At 67.9% G+C, this 17,169-nt stretch carries 13 protein-coding genes, 1 tRNA gene and 1 pseudogene; 6 read left to right on the forward strand and 9 right to left on the reverse strand.

What is annotated here, in order from left to right:
* Window positions 1-5: 5 nt before the first annotated feature.
* On the reverse strand, window positions 6-1,376 hold the full coding sequence (locus tag ACYVAN_RS10205; protein ID WP_460958125.1) for a helix-turn-helix domain-containing protein: 1,371 nt from the start codon (window positions 1,374-1,376) through the stop codon (window positions 6-8).
* A gap of 220 nt (window positions 1,377-1,596) precedes the next feature.
* Here ACYVAN_RS10205 and ACYVAN_RS10210 point away from each other — a divergent pair, with 220 nt between their 5' ends.
* Window positions 1,597-1,884 (forward strand): hypothetical protein, encoded by a 288-nt coding sequence (locus ACYVAN_RS10210; RefSeq protein ID WP_460958127.1) that lies wholly within the window; start codon window positions 1,597-1,599, stop codon window positions 1,882-1,884.
* An 870-nt stretch (window positions 1,885-2,754) separates the two neighbouring features.
* On the opposite strand, the gene ACYVAN_RS10215 is transcribed toward ACYVAN_RS10210, so the two are convergent.
* On the reverse strand, window positions 2,755-6,459 hold the full coding sequence (locus ACYVAN_RS10215; protein WP_460958129.1) for an L-tyrosine/L-tryptophan isonitrile synthase family protein: 3,705 nt from the start codon (window positions 6,457-6,459) through the stop codon (window positions 2,755-2,757).
* 527 nt (window positions 6,460-6,986) lie between these two features.
* Here ACYVAN_RS10215 and ACYVAN_RS10220 point away from each other — a divergent pair.
* Window positions 6,987-7,634: a TetR family transcriptional regulator gene (locus ACYVAN_RS10220; protein ID WP_460958131.1), complete on the forward strand. Its 648-nt coding sequence runs from the start codon at window positions 6,987-6,989 to the stop codon at window positions 7,632-7,634.
* Here ACYVAN_RS10220 and ACYVAN_RS10225 read toward each other — a convergent pair.
* Window positions 7,604-8,815: an amino acid deaminase/aldolase gene (locus ACYVAN_RS10225; RefSeq protein ID WP_460958133.1), complete on the reverse strand. Its 1,212-nt coding sequence runs from the start codon at window positions 8,813-8,815 to the stop codon at window positions 7,604-7,606. The two genes, ACYVAN_RS10220 and ACYVAN_RS10225, sit on opposite strands and share 31 nt — an antisense overlap.
* Before the next feature lie 82 nt (window positions 8,816-8,897).
* Between ACYVAN_RS10225 and ACYVAN_RS10230 the strand changes: the two genes are divergently transcribed.
* Window positions 8,898-10,211, forward strand: a complete 1,314-nt coding sequence (locus ACYVAN_RS10230; RefSeq protein ID WP_460958135.1) for a D-arabinono-1,4-lactone oxidase — start codon at window positions 8,898-8,900, stop codon at window positions 10,209-10,211.
* 22 nt (window positions 10,212-10,233) lie between these two features.
* On the opposite strand, the gene ACYVAN_RS10235 is transcribed toward ACYVAN_RS10230, so the two are convergent.
* From ACYVAN_RS10235 to ACYVAN_RS10255, 5 genes are all read right to left on the reverse strand, one after another.
* Complete coding sequence (locus ACYVAN_RS10235; protein WP_460958137.1) at window positions 10,234-10,905, reverse strand: SDR family oxidoreductase; 672 nt, start codon at window positions 10,903-10,905, stop codon at window positions 10,234-10,236.
* Window positions 10,906-11,131: 226 nt separating this feature from the next.
* Entirely contained in the window at window positions 11,132-11,770 is a 639-nt protein-coding gene (locus ACYVAN_RS10240; RefSeq protein WP_460958139.1) for a hypothetical protein, read from the reverse strand.
* 227 nt (window positions 11,771-11,997) lie between these two features.
* On the reverse strand, window positions 11,998-12,783 hold the full coding sequence (locus tag ACYVAN_RS10245; protein WP_460958141.1) for an IclR family transcriptional regulator: 786 nt from the start codon (window positions 12,781-12,783) through the stop codon (window positions 11,998-12,000).
* 144 nt (window positions 12,784-12,927) lie between these two features.
* Window positions 12,928-13,701: a 3-oxoadipate enol-lactonase gene (gene pcaD / locus ACYVAN_RS10250; protein ID WP_460958143.1), complete on the reverse strand. Its 774-nt coding sequence runs from the start codon at window positions 13,699-13,701 to the stop codon at window positions 12,928-12,930.
* Between the two features lie 190 nt (window positions 13,702-13,891).
* Window positions 13,892-14,743, reverse strand: coding sequence for a helix-turn-helix domain-containing protein (locus ACYVAN_RS10255; protein WP_460958145.1), 852 nt, complete (start codon window positions 14,741-14,743; stop codon window positions 13,892-13,894).
* Window positions 14,744-14,886: 143 nt separating this feature from the next.
* Here ACYVAN_RS10255 and ACYVAN_RS10260 point away from each other — a divergent pair, with 143 nt between their 5' ends.
* Window positions 14,887-15,129 carry a hypothetical protein gene (locus tag ACYVAN_RS10260; protein WP_460958147.1) on the forward strand — a complete coding sequence of 81 codons (243 nt, stop codon included), beginning with the start codon at window positions 14,887-14,889 and terminating at the stop codon, window positions 15,127-15,129.
* A gap of 340 nt (window positions 15,130-15,469) precedes the next feature.
* Here the strand turns inward: ACYVAN_RS10260 and ACYVAN_RS10265 are convergent.
* Window positions 15,470-15,552 (reverse strand) — tRNA-Leu (locus ACYVAN_RS10265).
* A gap of 312 nt (window positions 15,553-15,864) precedes the next feature.
* On the opposite strand from ACYVAN_RS10265, the pseudogene ACYVAN_RS10270 reads away from it, so the two are divergent.
* Window positions 15,865-16,095: pseudogene (locus tag ACYVAN_RS10270) on the forward strand (DUF3662 domain-containing protein); the annotation flags it as partial.
* A 123-nt stretch (window positions 16,096-16,218) separates the two neighbouring features.
* Entirely contained in the window at window positions 16,219-17,130 is a 912-nt protein-coding gene (locus ACYVAN_RS10275) for an FHA domain-containing protein (protein ID WP_460958715.1), read from the forward strand.
* The last annotated feature ends 39 nt before the right edge of the window (window positions 17,131-17,169 follow it).

Here is a 17,169-nt window from a genome sequence, read left to right on the forward strand (position 1 = left end):
ACAGCTCACGCCTCGCGGAACCGCCGGATCTGTTCGGACAGATCACGAGCATCGGAGTTCATCCGGTGCCGTCCTGCCTCCAGCTGCAGCGGCTTCAACCGGTCCGCCACGCGCGCGGACTTGACCTTCTCGCCGATCTGCAACGCGTTGCGACCCACCTTGATGCCCTGCTGCAGATCGCCCGCCCGGATGTGGTTGGTCGCTTGCAGACTCAGCCCGAACACGTGCGTGCGCTGCATGTCGGCGCCGTAGGCCTCGTTGCACTTGATGGTTTCGGCCACCGCGATCGGCGCGTACCGGTCCGGCTCGAAGACCGCCAGCGCGTCGTGCGCCGAGCCGATCATCCCGTGCAGGTCGTTCTCGTTGAAGAACCGCACCCAGTCCGGGGCCTCCGCGACGTCCGCCCGAGCGAACTCGTCCTTGGTCCGTCCGACCATCTTGAGCACCTGGTCGGGCTTGTTGAGCATGCCGTAGGCCCACGCCTCGTTCGCGCAGAGCACCGCGACGGTCAACGCCGAACCGGAGTCCTGCGCGGCGATCTGTCCCAATTGGAACAGCTTCAACGCCTCGTTCGGCTCCTGGTAGTGCAGGTACACGCGCCCCATCCGGTAGAGCACGCTCGCGACGAGGCTGTCGTCCTCGGCCTGCTTCGCGAATTCCAGCGCCTTGCCGAAATGGCCGCGTGCCGGGTCGAGCAGACCCGTGTCGAACGAGGTCCAGCCCGCGAGGCTGTGCATGTCGGCCAGCGACACGAACAACTTGCGTTTGACCTGTTCGCTCGCCCCCGCGTCCAACAACTGCTGTGCCCAGGAAAGCTGGGCTACGACCGCATCGCGGCAGGTACCGCCGCCGTAGCGGTAATCCAGGTCCCGCAACGCCTTCGTCGCGGCCTGGATCTGCTGCACGTCGGTCATACCGATGCGAACCGGCGCCGGAGTTTGGACGCTACTCGGCACCCATGATGTGCCTTCTTCCCCAAAAACCGCCGCACCCATCGTGACCGCCGCGGCATGCGACAGAAACTTCCGACGCTTCACCGACTCGTCCTCCTCAGCCTGGGGGTCGTCATCCGTTGTCGCGACCCTCATTGCCGTGGCCCCGTCGTAGGCGAGGCCCATGTAACCCCTCGGAATTCCGAGGCCATCGGCGATGCGGGCGAGCACGTCATAGGCCATGACCTGCCGACCCTTCAAGATCTCCGATACCTCGGATTGCGACTGCCCCGTCGAAGCAGCGATCTGGCGTTGCGAAACACCTATCCGCCGGAGCTGCCGGTAGATCTCGCTGATGTTCCGGTTGGCCAGTGCCTCCCGCATCTCCTTGCTGTTCCAGGCGTCGGGTGTAACGGGCGAGCCGTTGGAACCGATGGTGTTCATTTGGGCCCCCTCACGCTCTCCACGGGCGTCGGTCGCAGAGTAAGGGCAGCCTCGCGAGCCGGTGAAGTGCGAATCGGTAGAGGTGATCGGCAGGGGTGAAGTCCGCCGACCGTTCGTCGTTGCGGTCGGCCCGGTCATCGCCTGACGACTAGGCGAACCGGGTCTTGGCATTCCAATCTAGTCATGTAAGCAACCGAGCACGGAGAGGAACCCGGAAACCGTGGACTTCATCGACCAGGCGAGCCCGAGCAGGGCAGCGGCGCGTACCGACCGGGTTGGTCCGGTGCGTCGCTCGGCCGATTCGCGGCCGATGCCCGGCGATGGCCGCCGCTGGTGGCACGTCGATTGCCACGACGTGAAGAACACGCGCCGGACCCTCACCGTGCTGGCCAACCGGGACAGGGTGGTTCTCGTCGGACCGCCGGGCGATTCCGTTGCGCTGCCGACCGGCGGAGTCGGCGTGTTGAGCAGCGCGTTACGGAAAGCCGCTGAGCAGGCGAGAAAGTGACGGTGTCTTACGGTGGACGAGATTCTGGGTCAGGTGCTGCGCGACGCGGTGTGGGAGCGGCTCGATGTGTTGACCGAGCTGGCAAACCGCGCGGACGCCCCAGCCCTTCTCTCCGTAGCGCGATCCGAACTCCCTCGGCTGACCGAGGGGTGGCGGACGCTGCTGACCGCTCACGAACCCGACGAAAAAGGGAACTGTCCGGAGTGCTCGACCCGCTGGCGCCCACGGAAAGCACCGTGTTCGGTGTGGCGTTCGGCGTACGAGCACCTGGTCGCAGGAGCCCTTGCCCCTGATCCCGGACGGCACCCGCGCCCGGCGCACGCTCTGCGCCCGGCCGCGCCGGTGCCGTAAAGCCGGCGGACTCGGTCCCGGAAGAAACACCATCTCCCCGACCCGGAACCAGACCGAGCAACCGCCCGGTGGCCGACGATCGCAGGTCGTGACCCCCGACCGCGACGTGCCGATCGTCGGCCACCACAACAAACCCGACCGGCGGCCCCGCCGCCGGCGACCACAAGTACAGAGTGGACTCGATGCCGTGCCGGGCGAGCACGGCACGAGCAAGAACGTCCGCGGGCCGGTGCTGACGCACTCCCCTCCCCCGACCAGTGCCGGTCCGCGGATCCCAACGACTCCGGTTCCGTAACCCCGAACGGAACGCGGAGTGTGAAAGGCCCCGATACTCGTTTCCCCGGACGAGCATCGGGGCCTTTCAGATGTCCTCAAGTACCTCGTCGCACCGTCGGCAGGTCCGACAGGCCCCCAGTTCGAGAGGCCCCCGGTTGGAGTGACCCCCGGTTGGAGTGACCCGCAGTCCCACATGGTCCGTCGCCTCGCATGGCCGCGGTTCCGCGCGGTCAGCGGCGGGGATTACTTGCGGCGCAGGCGGATCCGGTCCGCGAACTCCTCGTTCAGCCGCAGTTTTCTGCCATGCAGGCGGGTGTGCTGCGCCGGAACCATCAACCACGGTTGACGCGGCCCCAATACGGGCGAGTACACCGGTACGAACCCCTGGTCGAGAAGCGACACCGAGAAGTCGATGGCAAGTCTCCCCCGCGGATCCGCCACTCCGGTGCCCTGCCAGGGGAGCAAACCGGAAGCTCCGAGGTAGGTGAACCCGCATCGTCCGGGCCGTGCCGCGCTCACCGTCAGCCTAACCCGGTCGGGGAACAGGTCGTCGTAGCCCAGTTCCTCATCGACTCGCATGATTGCCATGTATCGGACGACCGCGTGCCAAGCACGACGCAGCACGCCCGCCCGCGCTCGGATCACGTCCGGCGAGACGGTGCGATCGACGAGGTTGTAGAGGTCGGCGTAAACCGTGGTTGCCCAGCCGAGCCGGTCGGCACCGGAAGGCGCGGGCAGTGAAACCGAGTAGACCACCGACATCAGCATCTCCGGGAACAACCGCACCGACGGGGCCCATGGACCTTTGAGTCCCGCGGCATAGCTACTGATCTCGCCGAGGGTGCTCAGTGGAGCCTCGGTGATGTCGAAACGGGAGAGCAGACGGCCGAGCGACAGCCGGTAGCGGGCGATCCGCTCGCTCCGCTCGGTCGGCAGGTGTGGTCCGATCCGTTCGGTTGCGACCGCGTCGATCTCCTCGACTCGCGTGTCGGCCGCGAGCCCGACCATGTCGACGTATTCGCGCAGTTTGCGGCTGTAGGCGCCGGTGATGGCCTCGGGGCGGGGCCGGAAGTGCCTGCCGTCGGTCAGGATGTTGAACCGCAGGCCCGGTGGGTAGACGCCCCGCACCGTGCGCTGCAGTTCGCGCAGCCGCGCGAGCCCCCCGAGTTCGGCGAAGTCGGGCAGAGGCCCGGTGGCCTTCATCCTGTTCAGGCACTGCTTGACCGGAAATCCCAGCAGGACGACGTCGATCGGTTCCTGCTTCCGGACGAACGGCTCGGCATCCCGGCGCATGTCCGGAAGCTGGTAGTGGGAACGTGCTCCCTTGAAGAACTGCTTGCGGGTGAACACGTGGTGCAAAGCCCGGAGCACGTTTTCGGCCCCGTCGCCAGAATCGGACCCGTCGCCAGAATCGGACCCGTCGCCAGAATCGGACCCGTCGCCCCGGGGCGGGGCGTTCCGGCAGCCGTCCGGAACACCGAGGTCGAACTTCGCCCGAGCGTTGCTCGCCGTCCGGTCGGCCGCCCGATCGGTGTCGGCCAACAGGGTGTCCACGATGGACTCGGATTCGGACTCGGTCAGGCGCACCGACCAGCGCTCCGCGGACCGGTTCGGCCGAAGCGCACCGACCTGCAACTCCTCCAGCGAGTGCGCGTACGACAGCCCGCTGCCGGTCTGGTTGCGGCGTCCGGTCCTCGGCGAGGTCTCGAAGGTGGCGATGACGGCCGCGCGGTCGGCGACGGGTTGCTCCGGGTCGCGTTCAGTCGCCATACCGGGAACTTCCACCGCCACGGGACGCGCTCCGAGGAATTCCGCTGTGATCGCGATGCGGTTCTCCACCATGTCGTCGAAGACCGCCACGACGTCCATACCGGATTTCAGCGCGCGCAACCGCTCGACCTTCAGCTCGGAGATCGACCGCTCCCGGTTGTCCGGCATGCACACCAGCTGCGCGTCCGGAACGCCTTCCGCGGCGAGCACTTCCTTCGTGTACTCCCGAACCCGTTCGCGCCTACCGGTGCAGAAGACCACCCGGCCGCCCGCGTCGTGGACGTCCCAGACGAAGCGGGCCAGGCCCGCGTTGACCGTGTCGGTGCGCAGTTTGGACCAGGGCCGGGCGAATTCGCGGAAGAACTCCTCGTGGACTCGCCGCCAATCGACCTCCGGGTACTTCTCCCCGAGCCCGCTGGTCCGGACGAACGTGCGCCAGCCCGATTCCGCGTAGGTCGGCAGAACCGGCAGCGAACCCGGGTCGGCCAGCTCCGGGATGCCGTCGGGCGCTCCCGGCCGAGGGCCCGCGACCGCTCCGGCCGCGTCGAGGGTTCGCTGCAGCGGCACGATCCCGCACAGGTCCAGGTCGATGACCACCGCCGGCTGTAGGACCCGCGAGTTCCACCGGCGCTCGCGAGCCCGTTCCTGGACCGCGTGCAGGACTTCCTTGAGGACCGTGTCCTGCCCGGCCGGAACGGTGTGCGTGAAGTACCGGAGCGGTTGCTCGCAGGAGAGGAGTTCAGCGGTCCGTTCCCGCAGGTAGCGCAGTTCCTCGCCGGTCACTCGATCGACCGCGGCGCGGACCTGGCCCTCTGGGGCCGTCCGGGAACCGAAGTCGATGCCGGTGAAGGCTTCGATCAGCTCCTCGATCGTGCCGACCAGCGCCTCAACGCCTCGCCGCACCTCGTCGGACGTGGCCGACTCGGCGTCGCGGACCTGCTCGGAGTCGGTCACCACGATCCGTCCGGTGGACTGCAGCTCCGGTGACAGCTCGAAGCCGACACCGTGCTCGTCCAAACCGAACAGGCCGATCAGATGGGTGTCCAGCATCGTCCGGAAGCTGCGCAACAGTGGGCGGACCAGGTGCTCGACGAAGTAGTCGAGCTCGTCCTCCCGACGCTCGAAGCGGTTCTCGATCACGTGCCGGAGCAGAGCGGGGGTGCCGTCCGCTCGTGGCCGCACCATGGCAGCCAGGCCTGCGACCACGGTTCCGCCCGGATATGCCGGATGCTTCGGGGCCGGTTCGACGAGTCGGGTGAGCGCGGCCTTCCCGGTCACGCGATGCACCAGCGCGATCGGCTCCGGTCGCACCGCGCAATGCATGCGCAGCAGCGGATCGTTCTCGACGGCCGTGGTGAGCCGGGACGAGTTGTGCAGACGGCGCCGCGCAGCCGTCCGGTTCAGGCCGGTCGTGAGCAGGGCCTGGGGCGCGGCGGAGGCGGTCGGACCCCGCTCGGTCAGCTCGGAGATCGAAGGGGGGTGCGGTGGAGGCGGTTCGCTCGCGGGCAGCAGGACGTGGCCGCTGTCCGTCAATAGGTTCGAAAGCTCCCAGACCTCGTCCGCGGGTACGTTCGGCGCGGCTAATCGCTCCAGCTCGTCGGCGGGGAACCGGTCCCAGGCGAGTTGGTCTCCCGACCGGGCGGATTTCCCGTCCAGAAGATCGGTCACGTGGCGAAGCCAGCCGGGATCGTGCGAGCGACGGGTTCGACGCAGCCGGACCAGCGCACCGTACAGGTCGGCCCAGTTCGGGGCGTTCCCCAGCGGTACGCCGACTCCCGCGCCGCTGCCGACCAGCCGCAGCGCGTGCGAGTCGTCGCGTTCCACTCGCAGCTCGTACTCGCCGTGGTGGAGCAGTCGATTGGCGGCCGGGAGCGTCAGTGGGGACCACAACCCGAGGGCGCATCTCCCGGTGCGCGTCTCACCCGGTCGGTCTTCCGAAACCCTGCCTTCCGAAACCCTGCCTTCCGCCATCCCGTTCTCGGGAATCCGGTGTTCCGGCATCGGGTGTTCCACGCCGTCGGTTTCCGGTGTTCCGCTCGCGGGCCTACCGCCCTCCCGCTGTGCGTCGTTCCGCTCTTCGGCGGCTCGGTTACGCGGGGACGCCGTGGCCGTCACGCGGCCGGCACGCGGCGGTACGGCCGACTGGGAGCGAACGGTGGCGTGTGGGTTGCTGCGCACGGGGAGAGCACAGCACGCCGAAGAAGGACGTAACAGGAGGCGACGCCGCAGTTGCTCACGATGACCTTTCTGCGCGGATCAAGCCGGTCGCTTTCACGCTAGATAGTGACCGTGAGCGCTGACAACGTGACCGAACGCATATGGACTCGACTTGTCTTCCCGCCGATCCAGTGTTGTAGCGCACCTTCCGCTCGTCATCGGCCCGCGACCTGTGCGCCAATCGCCCCACCGCCACCTCAGCCGACAAGGTCAAGGAGTTCCCTTCAAAAGCACTCCTTCGTGCGACGGATATGTCGGCATGTCAGAAACCGCGTCCGGAAGTTCGCGAGGAGACTGGGACCACACAAGCCAGGACGTGCCGGCAGGCCTGTTCGGTCGACGCCGGAACGACGCGCCTACGGTGTGACGCCACGGCACGGCACCCGGGCCGTCGAACAGATTCGACGACCACCGCGAACGTCTCCCCCGAAAGAGGTTCACGGCCAATCGTCGGCAAGATGGTGCGCGAACATGATCAAGGAGTCGCCTTGCCCACCGAAGTAGCCCCCCTGCGTCGCAGGCCGGTTCAACAACGCAGTACGCAACGGGTCGAGAAGATGCTGGAAGCCTGCGCCCAACTCATCGACGAAGTTGGCTACGACGGCTTGACGACCACGCTCATCGCGGAGCGAGCAGGTGTCGCCGTCGGCTCGCTCTACCAGTTCTTCCCGGACAAGCGCGCCGTCGTGCAGGAACTCACGCAGCGAAACCTGGACCGCTTCGTGCACACGGTTTCCGAGCACTTCGAGCACACCGACTTCACGCACTGGTGGGACGCCGTGGACGCGGTTTTCGACGTCTACATGACCATGCACCGCGAGGTTCCCGCGTTCAGCCGGCTGCACTTCGGAGACGTCGTCGACCTGCGGCTGCTCGACGAGAGCAAGGACAACAACACGGTCATCGCCGAAAAGCTCACCGAGCTGCTCGTCGAGGAGTTCGACCTGGACTCCGCCGATCTGCAGATGCCGCTCTCGGTCGCCGTGGAAGCTGCCGACGCGGTGCTGAACCTGGCGTTCCGCCGCGATCCGTACGGCGACCCCGAGCTCGTCGCCGAAGCGAGGGAGATGGTGCGCGGCTACTTGGCAAACCGGATGCCGGGTGATCAGCCGAAGGATCTCCCCTCACCTCGATAGGTGGGCACGGCGTCGACGACCCGGCCCCGCTCAATCAGGTGATAGTGGGTGAACCGCTCGGCGAGTTCTCCTGCCTTGGCGTGGCGGAACCACACGCGGTCTCCCAACCGCAGTTCGGTGGCAGCGGCACCGGCCACGGGCGTCTGCACCTCACCCGCCGCCTCGGCGGGCAGCAACCGCAGCCCGTTCGGCAGGTGCGGCACCGGGAGCCGGTCCGCCCCGGGCGGGCCGGAGGCGACGTAGCCGCCGCTGAACAAGGTCGCCATCCCGGTTGCCGGTCGATGCACGACCGGCAACGCGAACAGGACCGCGGGGCGGGGCCGGAACGACCGGTAGGCGTCGAACAGCACGGGGCCGATCAGGCCGGACCCGGCTGCTACCTCGGTGACGGCCGACTCGGCGGCGGTGCGCTCCAGACTTCCGGTTCCGCCACCGTTGACGAACTCCAAGGGCGCCAGCGAACGCAGCATCTCGACCACCCGAGAGCGTCGTTCGGCCAGCTCGGCCGCCGAACGGCGTTGCATCCAGCGCAGGAGTGATCCGTGCAGGCGACTTCCGGGGGCGTCGCCGAGCCCGGCGATCTGTCCCTCGTAGGCCATCACCCCCACGAGGCCGCACCCGTTCCGGCGCGCGATCGCTTCGGCCAACCTGCGGGCTTGGCCGGGAGTGCGGACCGGTGAACGCCGAGTACCCACGTGCGGCCCGTACGCACCCAGCGGCCGCCAGGACACGTCGACTTCCAGGCACAACCGCAGCTTCGGCCGGTCGGTTCCGAGGACGGCGTCGAGGAGGTCGAGGTGTTGCGCGGAGTCGACCATCAGGGTGATCGATGCGGCCGCCGCGGCATCGGCGGCCAGTTCGCGCAGCGCGGCGCGGTCGACGGTCGGGTAGGCGACGAGGACGTCGTCGGCGATCCCCTCGCGGTACAGCCAGAGCGCCTCGTCGAGGCTGTAGGCCATCAGCCCGGCGAAGCCGGGCACGTCCAGAGCGCGGCGCAGCAGGTCCCTGCAGCGCACGGATTTCGTGGCGATCCGGATCGGACGGTTGGCGGCTCGGCTGACGAGGTCGTTGGCGTTCTGGTGAAACGCATCGAGATCAACCACGGCGAACGGCGGGTCGAGTTCGCGGGTGGCGGTTTCGAGGTCGGCGAACTCCTCCGGCACCTTCCGTGCGTTACCCATTCGCCCACGATAGGCATCTCGGTCTTGCTATGTGAATGAGATTCACATAATTTGCCCGGCACGCCACCCGAAGGATGCTGTGATGACGCGAGTCACGTGGAAGAACTGGGCGGGAACCACCACCGCCGGTCCCGGCAGCACCGCACGCCCCCGGGACGTCGACGAAGCCGCCGCGGTGCTCCGGGACGCGCGGCACCGCGGTTCGCGAGTACGTCCTCTGGGCAACGGCCACTCCTTCACCAGCATCGGGACACCCGAGAACGTCGGAATCGCGCTCGACCTCTCGCACTGGTCCGGTATCACGCGGGCCGACCAGGACACGGGACTCGTCACCGTCCGGGCGGGCACTCCCCTGCACCGGCTCAACCGCGAGCTCGACGACCTCGGTCTGGCGATGCCCAACCTCGGCGACATCGATCGGCAGACCGTCTCCGGGGCGATCTCGACCGGGACGCACGGAACCGGGGCCGCGCTCGGCGGGCTGGCTACGCAGGTGGAAGCACTGGAAATGCTGCTGGCGGACGGCTCCCTGCTGCACTGCTCGGCCACCGACAACCCCGAGCTCTTCAACGCCGCCCGCGTGGGCCTCGGCGCGCTCGGAGTGATCCACACCGTCACCTTGCGCTGCGTACCCGCGTTCGCCCTCGACGCCGACGAGCGTCCGGAACCGCTCGACCGCGTGCTGGAGAACTTCGACGCGCTCGCCGACCACAACGACCACTTCGAGTTCTACTGGTTCCCGCACAGTGCGAACACGCTGGTCAAGCGGAACAACCGACTCCCGGCCGACGTCGCACCCCGTCCGCTCGGGCGGATGCGCGGCTACCTGGAATACGAGCTGCTGGAGAACGTCGCCTTCGGTGGGTTGTGCCGCCTCGGGCGCGCTGTGCCGGCACTGGTGCGCCCGCTGAACCGGTTGGCGGGCGGAACCTGGTCGGCTCGTACCTACAGCGATCGCTCACACCGCGTCTTCGTCACCCGGCGCGGCATCAAGTTCGTCGAATCGGAATACGCGATCCCGCGCGAAACTCTGCCGGACGTGCTCGCCGAGCTCAGGGCGTCCGTACCCGGTATTGAACATCCGGTGATGTTCCCGGTGGAAGTCCGGGTCGCGGCCGCGGACGACATCTGGCTGTCGACCGCACACCAGCGGTCCACCGCCTACATCGCCATCCACCAGTTCGCCCGGATGCCCTACCGGCACTGGTTCAGCACCTTCGAGTCGATCGTCCGGCACGTCGGCGGCCGACCGCACTGGGGCAAGCTGCACACCCTCGACGCCGATGCGCTGCGCTATCGCTATCCGCGCTTCGACGACTTCAACCGGGTGCGGTCCGCAGTGGACCCGCAGGGGATCTTCCGAAATCCGTACCTCGACCGCGTGCTCGGCACCTGACGCCGAGGCACGCCCGACGTACTCAGCGCACCGCCGCGGGAACCGCACTGGAGATGGCGGTTTCGCCGTTGACGAGTTCCAGCGCGCGCCGTGCCGCCCGCGGCTCGTCGAGGAGTGCCACGAGGACAGCTCCGACATCCGCGCGCGTCACCTCCGCGCGCGTCACCTCCGCGCGAGGCACGGACTCCGCCAACCGGATCTTGCCCGTCGCGGGATCGTCGGTCAGCACGCCAGGACGCAGGATCGTCCAATCCAACGCACGCGCCCGGAGATCCTCTTCAGCCGCGCGCTTGGCATCCAGGTACGCCCCGAAGACCTCACCCACATCGGGCGGATTCGGCTTGGCCGTGCCCATCGAACTCACCTGCAGCAGCCTGCGGACACCGGCTCGCTCGCAGGCGTCGGCAAGCAGTTCGGCCGCGCCCCGGTCCACCGTTTCCTTTCGCGACACACCGCTGCCCGGACCGGCGCCTGCCGCGAACACGGCCGCGTCCGCGCCGGAAAGCCACTCCCGCAAGGTTTCCACGTCGATCGCCTCGAGGTCGGCGACCACGGGTTCCATCCCCTCGGCCCGCAGGTCGTCGGCGTGCTCGGGGTTTCGGATCAATCCCAGCACCGAGTCACCGCGCTCGGCCAGCAGCCGCCCGAAGTGCCGCGCGATCTTGCCATGTCCGCCCGCTACCACCACTCGCATGCGTACAGCCTAAGGAGTTCTCCGGGAACGCGTTCGGTCGCACGCAGCGTGGGGTGGGCAGCGTGGGGTCGGCAGCGTCGGGTCGGGGTCGGCAGCGTCGGGTCGGGGTCGGCAGCGTCGGGTCGCACGTGCACCGGGGCCGGGGTCGAACGAAGCGGGCCCGGCCCCGAGCACGACCACGGCACGACCACCTGCACGGCCGGTCACGAAAGCTCCGGAACACGCCTCACCAAACGGTGGGAGCCGGAACCTCCATCTCGAGCAGCTGCTCGTAGACGACCTCGTCGACCCACCTGGAGATTGCGGTGGGCTCGGCCGGCGGCGCGTCCGCGAAGGCACGCCCGGCCAGCTCCACCCGCACGTCCTCACCTTCCGCGCTCAGCACGGCGATGCCGAACTGGCGGGCTCGGATGAGACAAGTGGAAACGAAGTCCGCCCCTTCGGTGACGCTCCTGGGAATCACGATCGCCGTCGACGTGAACCGGGCGAACGGCACCGCAGCGGTCAATGCGCTGCGCCAGTGCCGCGCAGGCGCCAGCATCCCCACCAGGTTGGTGGCCGACGGTGGCACCCGCCCCTCCATCTCCGGCCACACCCAGGTGGCGATCTCGGTCCGATCCAGCACCGGCGCACTGCCGAAGCAGAGCCGCTCGGCGTGCGCGTCCGAGATGAGTTCGGCCACGGGGACGACATGTCGCCCGAGGAGCTTCACCGGCGGCAACACGCTGCCGCGCCATTCCAGCTGCTTCGCGGACAGTTCCGCGAGCGTGCCGATTGATGCTGGTAAGTCGAGTGAGGATCGAACTTCGGCCGAGCAGACCCGGATTTCGTTTTCCATCACGGCACGTCCCGGCGTTCCGGTCACGGCTTTCCGCCTCCCTCGATGCACTGCCCTCGTTGTCAAGCCCCCAGTACGTGCGTCTCCGACTAAAACAGCTCGACGAGGATTCCACTCCAGGTGACATGCCGCTCTGCGACCGGCGGCGCCGAGGAGTCGGTGACCGGTCGACGAGCGGCAACCCGACTTCAGCCCCGCGGTGCCGCCATTCAGGTGACGTCCGGTGAGCTTCGCAACCTGCTGACCGGCAGCGATCAGCAGTCCGTGTCGCCACCCTCGAGTTCGCGCTCGCCGAGTCGCCGCGAGATACCGTTCGCCGCGGGCAACAGCGGCCGCACCAACTTCCGGGGGTCCGCACGAACGCTGTGGGCCACGACGCCGAGAGCTGCGATGACCTCACCCGAGGCATCCCGGATCGGCACCGCCACCGAGCAGTTCCCGAGGGTCATCTCCTCGGTCGTCTGCGCGAAACCCCGCTCCCGGACGGATTGGAGTTCGCGTGCCAGCCGCCCGGGCTCGGTGATCGTGTACGGGGTCAGGCGCGCGAGACCCGGTCCGCAGTACTCGTGCACCAGGGTTGTCGGCGCGTGGGCCAGCAACACTTTGCCGACGCCTGTCGCGTGCAACGGGAGGCGAGCCCCGCTCCGGGAAACGATCGGCACCGAACGGGGCGCGGTCAACTTCTCCAGATAGACGGCGTTGAAGTCGTCGCGCACCGCCACGTGCACGTTGTCGTGCGTGTTCTCGCACAGCTCCTGCATGTACGGCAGCGCGGTTTCGCGCAGGTCGCGGTTGACCGGAGCGAGCGTGGCCAGCTCCCAGAGCCGCAACCCGATCACGTACCGCCCGTCGCGGTCCCGCTTCAGCGCGCCCCAGCTCTCCAGCTCACCGACGAGGCGATGGGTGGTGGCCAGCGGGACATCCGCACGGTGCGCGATCTCGGTCAAGGTCAGCTTGCGGTGCTCGGCGTCGAAAGCGGTCAGCACGCCGAACGCTCGTGCGATCACCGACCGCCCGGGATCACGACTGTTTCCCGCCATGCCTTCCTCCCACGCGCACCGACCGCTCCCGCCACCCGGCGCGAGATTCGCCTCCACGGTGCCCCGACGTGGCTACTGCCGAGAGATCGCCCGGGCGGCCGGGGCCATCCCGGCGCGGCCCATCCGGGACCGACCGACCGGCGATCACAGCTCGAGCAACGCGTTGAAATCCTCGGCGCTTTCCACATTGGCCAGGTGCGCCACGTGCGCCAGCACCTCGAGCCTGGCGTTGGAGCCGATCCCCGCCACGATCTCCTCCGCGTGCTCGGGCGGCGTGACCGGGTCGTCGGCACCCGCGATCACCAGTGTCGGCACGGAGATCGCGGACAGGTCCGATCGCAGGTCGGCATGCGCGATCGCTTCGGAGCACAATGCGTACGCCTCGTCGTCGGTGCTGGCCATCATGGCCGCGTACCCCGCCGTCTCGGCACCGTGGTGCTCACGGAAGTACGGGGTGAACCACCGCTCGATCGTGGGCGAGACGAGTTCACTGGTGCCGTGCTCCCGGGCGGCCTCCGCGCGCTCCAGTTCGGCGTCGCGATGGTGGAGGCATGCCGTGGTGCAGCACACCGTGAGCCGCTCCACGCGTTCCGGCTCGTGCGCTGCCAACCAGAGCCCGATCATTCCCCCGAGCGCTGCCCCGATGAAGGAGAACTTCCGCACGCCGAGGTGATCGACCAGCGCCAGCACGTCGAAGGCGAGATCCTCCAACAGGTACGGCCCCGGGGGTCGACGAGACCCGCCGTGGCCGCGTTGGTCGTACCGGATGACGCGGTAGTCGGCCTCCAGCAGGTCGAGTTGCGGGTCCCACATGTCCAGCGTGCAACCCAGCGCGTTGGACAGGACGACTACCGGTGCAGCCGCGTCCGCGCGGCCGGATTCGGTCCAGTGCAGACCGAGTTCCTCGCAGCTGGCCACGATTCCCCTTCCTCTCGACATATGCCGGTGCTTTCGGTGTTGTGCCGGTGCTTTCGGTGTTGTACCGGTGCCTTGGGTGTTGTGCTGGTGCCTTGGGTGTTGTGCTGGTGCCTTGGGTGTTGTGCCGGTGCCTTGGGTGTGGCTGGTGCCTGCCGAGGTCCTCAGGAGCTCTTCGGGCGAGTCAGGAACGTCAGCGGTGTTCCCCCGCGACGGACCGCAGCATCTCCAGGCTCGCGGAGGTGTCCAGGGCTTGCCCGACCAACCGGTCGAACACCTGCCCGTAGCCGTCCACCTCCACACCCTTGTCCAGGTACTGCGCTCCGGTCATCGACTCCAGGTAGACGATGTCCCCGCCGTCCTCGAATCCGAGGATCTGGAACTGATTTCCCATCACCGGATGAGCTCCCCCCTCGAACGGCAGAACCCGCAACTCCAGCCCGGGTTCTTCGGCCAGCCGCGCGAGGTGCAGGAGCTGCTCCCGCATCACCCCCGGTCCCCCGACCCGACGGCGCAGCACGGACTCGTCGAGCACCGCGCGCACCCGCGGCCCATCGGGCGCACTGAACAGCCGACGCCTGGCCAGCCGCAACCGCACAACGCGTTCGACGTGTGCCCGCCCGGCGCTCATCGCGCCTGCCTCGACCACGGCGCGTGCGTACTCCTCGGTTTGCATCGGGCCGTAGACGAGGTCGATTCCGAAGTACCGGATACTGCTCGCGGCGTCCTCCAGGCCGATGTACCGACTCGCCCAGGGCTCCACGGCCGAGCCGAACTCCTGCCACCAGCCTCTTTCCCTGGACTCCCGGCACAGCTGCAGCAATCGTTCGCGCTGGTCCTCGTCGTGCACCGCGTACAGGTCGAGCAGTAGCTTGATGTCGTTGGGATGGGAGCTGACCCGGGCGGTTTCGACATTGCTGACCTTCGCCGAGGACCACTCCAGCTGAGCCGCGACCTCGTCACCGGTGAGCTCGCAGGCTCGCCTCAGTCGCCGGAGCGCAGCACCGAGCTGGCGCTTCCGGCCCGTGGGACTGGCCTTGCGCACTCGCCACCTCCTTGCCCCGCCGGCCGCAGTCTGCCAGCGGAGCCGTCCCCTCCCGGCAGCATTCACACCAACGATATCTACTCAGCGTGAAATTTCATCAGTAATCTTCGTCTGCCCGGTTCTCGCGGCTTGTTGGAGGCGTGATGCGACAAACGGTGTACTGGCTCCTCGGGCCGGGTGCGCGGGTCCGGCACGCGGTGGAGTTCGGTCCCGGTTCGTTTCCCGGCGGTCAGCTGCTGCCGACAGTGTGCAACCGGTGGATCAAGGTTCCGTTCGGCGCGCCGAGCGGTGGCGAGGACATCAGCCGAAAGATCAACGAGCGGTGCGGTGAATGCACCGAGGCCATCACCCCGCACAAACCGTCGGAGGTGGTCTGGGACGCGTGATGCCCGGCCGCACGACCGCCCGGACTTCGCGGGAGATTCGCCGGGGCTTGCCGACCAATGCGATTCGTGGCAACCATCACGTTCGATCACGGCATTGCGCTCGTCACAACGTCGGCGTGTTCGCCAACGGCGATACCGGCCGATTACCTACGACGAACCGGACATCGAGCATCGAATGCCCCACGAAACGTTCGGGTGACTCGAATACTGCCGCGGAGAGTGAGCGATGCGCATCACGTCATTCGAACGCTGAACTCGACGACCGCTAACCAGCACCGAACGAGGATCTGAATCCGTACAAAACGAAAAATCCCCCCGGTTGAACCGAGGGGATTTCGAGTGGGCGAGGAGGGAGTTGAACCCTCACGTCCTTACGGACACACGGACCTGAACCGTGCGCGTCTGCCATTCCGCCACTCGCCCGTGGCTTGCTGAAACTCTATCCTGCCCGTTTTCAGCGCGAACACCGGGGGTCCGACTCGGATCCGGCTCTCGCCTTCACGCGTGTCCACCGGATTCTCCGGCCCCGCCGTTGGTCTGGCTCGTAAAGATTAGCACCCCACGAGACGCTGCCTACGTGGGGGGCACGACTTGTTGGGAACTAGGCGATGTCCCGGCCCGTTGGCACAGATACGATGGGGCACAGGAGTCGGACGTGTGGAGGGGATTGTCGTGGGCCTCGTGCAGCGCTTCGAGCGCAGGCTCGAAGGCATTGTTGGCAACAGCTTCGCACGCGTGTTCGGCGGAAAGGTCGTCCCGCAGGAGGTCGCCCAGACACTCCAGCGAGAAGCTGAGCTGCAGCTCCGTGAACTCGCCGGGGGTCGACTGCTCGCGTGCAACCATTATGTGGTTGAACTGAGCCCGTCGGATCACGAACGACTCACCGGCGAGGAAGTGCAGGTGACAGACCTCCTCGCCGACTGCGTTCAGGAGCATCTCACCGAGCAGGGGTGGGACACATATGGTGACGTCGTAGTCTCCCTGGAGCGCTCTGAAACGCTGCACACGGGACAGTTTCGAACCAGATCGACCGTCGACCCCGACGTAAATCGACGGTCGGCAACCCCTCGTACCGCAGGAGACCGACCCATGAGCCAGCCACCAGGCCACTATCCCCAGGGAGATCCGTACGGCCAGCAGGGGCAGTACGGCTACGACCAGGGCTACGGCCAAGGCCAGTACGGGCAAGACCCCAACTACGGCTACGCCCCGCAGCCGGGCTACGACCAGGGCTACGGCCAGCCTCCCCAGCCGGGATATGACCAGGGCTACGGCCAGCCGCCGCAGCCGGGCTACGGCCAGCCCGGTTTCGACCAGGGTTACGGTCAGCCGCCGCAGCCGGGCTACGACCAGGGTTACGGCCAGCCGCCGCAGCCGGGCTACGGCCAGCAGCCGGGCTACGACCAGGGCTACGCCCAGCAGCCCGGATATGGTCAGCCGGCCTACGACCAGGGCTACGGTCAGCCACCGCAGCCGGGCTACGACCAGGGCTACGCCCAGCAGCCGGGCTACGGCCAGCAGCCGGGTTACGACCAGGGCTACGCCCCGCCCCAGCCGGGATATGACCAGGGCTACGCCCCGCCGCCGCAGCCGGGCGGCGCCTACCCGCAGTCGGGTGGGTTCCCGGATCAGGGCTACGGTCAGCCGCCGCAGCCGGGTGGCGCCTACCCGCCGAGCGCTCCCGGTGGCTACCCGGACGCGATGCCCCGCCAGCTCACCGCGACGCTGCAGCTCGACGACGGTTCGAACCGCTCCTACACGCTCCAGAACGGTTCGAACGTGATCGGACGCGGCCAGGAGGGGCAGTTCCGCCTTCCCGACACAGGTGTCTCCCGTAAGCACATCGAGATCACGTGGGACGGCCAGAGCGCGATGCTCGCAGATCTCGGTTCTACAAACGGCACCACAGTCAACGGCACTCCGGTGCAGACTTGGCAGCTGGCGGATGGCGACGTGATCCGCGTCGGCCACTCGTCGCTGGTGTTCCGCAGCCAGGGCTGAGCATCACCACGGTCGGCGATCGACCGTGAGGTGCCGCTC

The sequence above is a fragment of the Parasphingorhabdus pacifica genome, assembly GCF_054779195.1.

Coding starts and splice junctions, on each gene's coding strand:
- ACYVAN_RS10275 (WP_460958715.1), top strand. CDS start 16,219: ATGAGCCAGCCACCAGGCCACTATCCCCAGGGAGATCCGTACGGCCAG.
- ACYVAN_RS10230 (WP_460958135.1), top strand. CDS start 8,898: ATGACGCGAGTCACGTGGAAGAACTGGGCGGGAACCACCACCGCCGGT.
- ACYVAN_RS10245 (WP_460958141.1), bottom strand. CDS start 12,783: ATGGCGGGAAACAGTCGTGATCCCGGGCGGTCGGTGATCGCACGAGCG.
- ACYVAN_RS10260 (WP_460958147.1), top strand. CDS start 14,887: ATGCGACAAACGGTGTACTGGCTCCTCGGGCCGGGTGCGCGGGTCCGG.
- ACYVAN_RS10205 (WP_460958125.1), bottom strand. CDS start 1,376: ATGAACACCATCGGTTCCAACGGCTCGCCCGTTACACCCGACGCCTGG.
- ACYVAN_RS10225 (WP_460958133.1), bottom strand. CDS start 8,815: ATGGGTAACGCACGGAAGGTGCCGGAGGAGTTCGCCGACCTCGAAACC.
- ACYVAN_RS10235 (WP_460958137.1), bottom strand. CDS start 10,905: ATGCGAGTGGTGGTAGCGGGCGGACATGGCAAGATCGCGCGGCACTTC.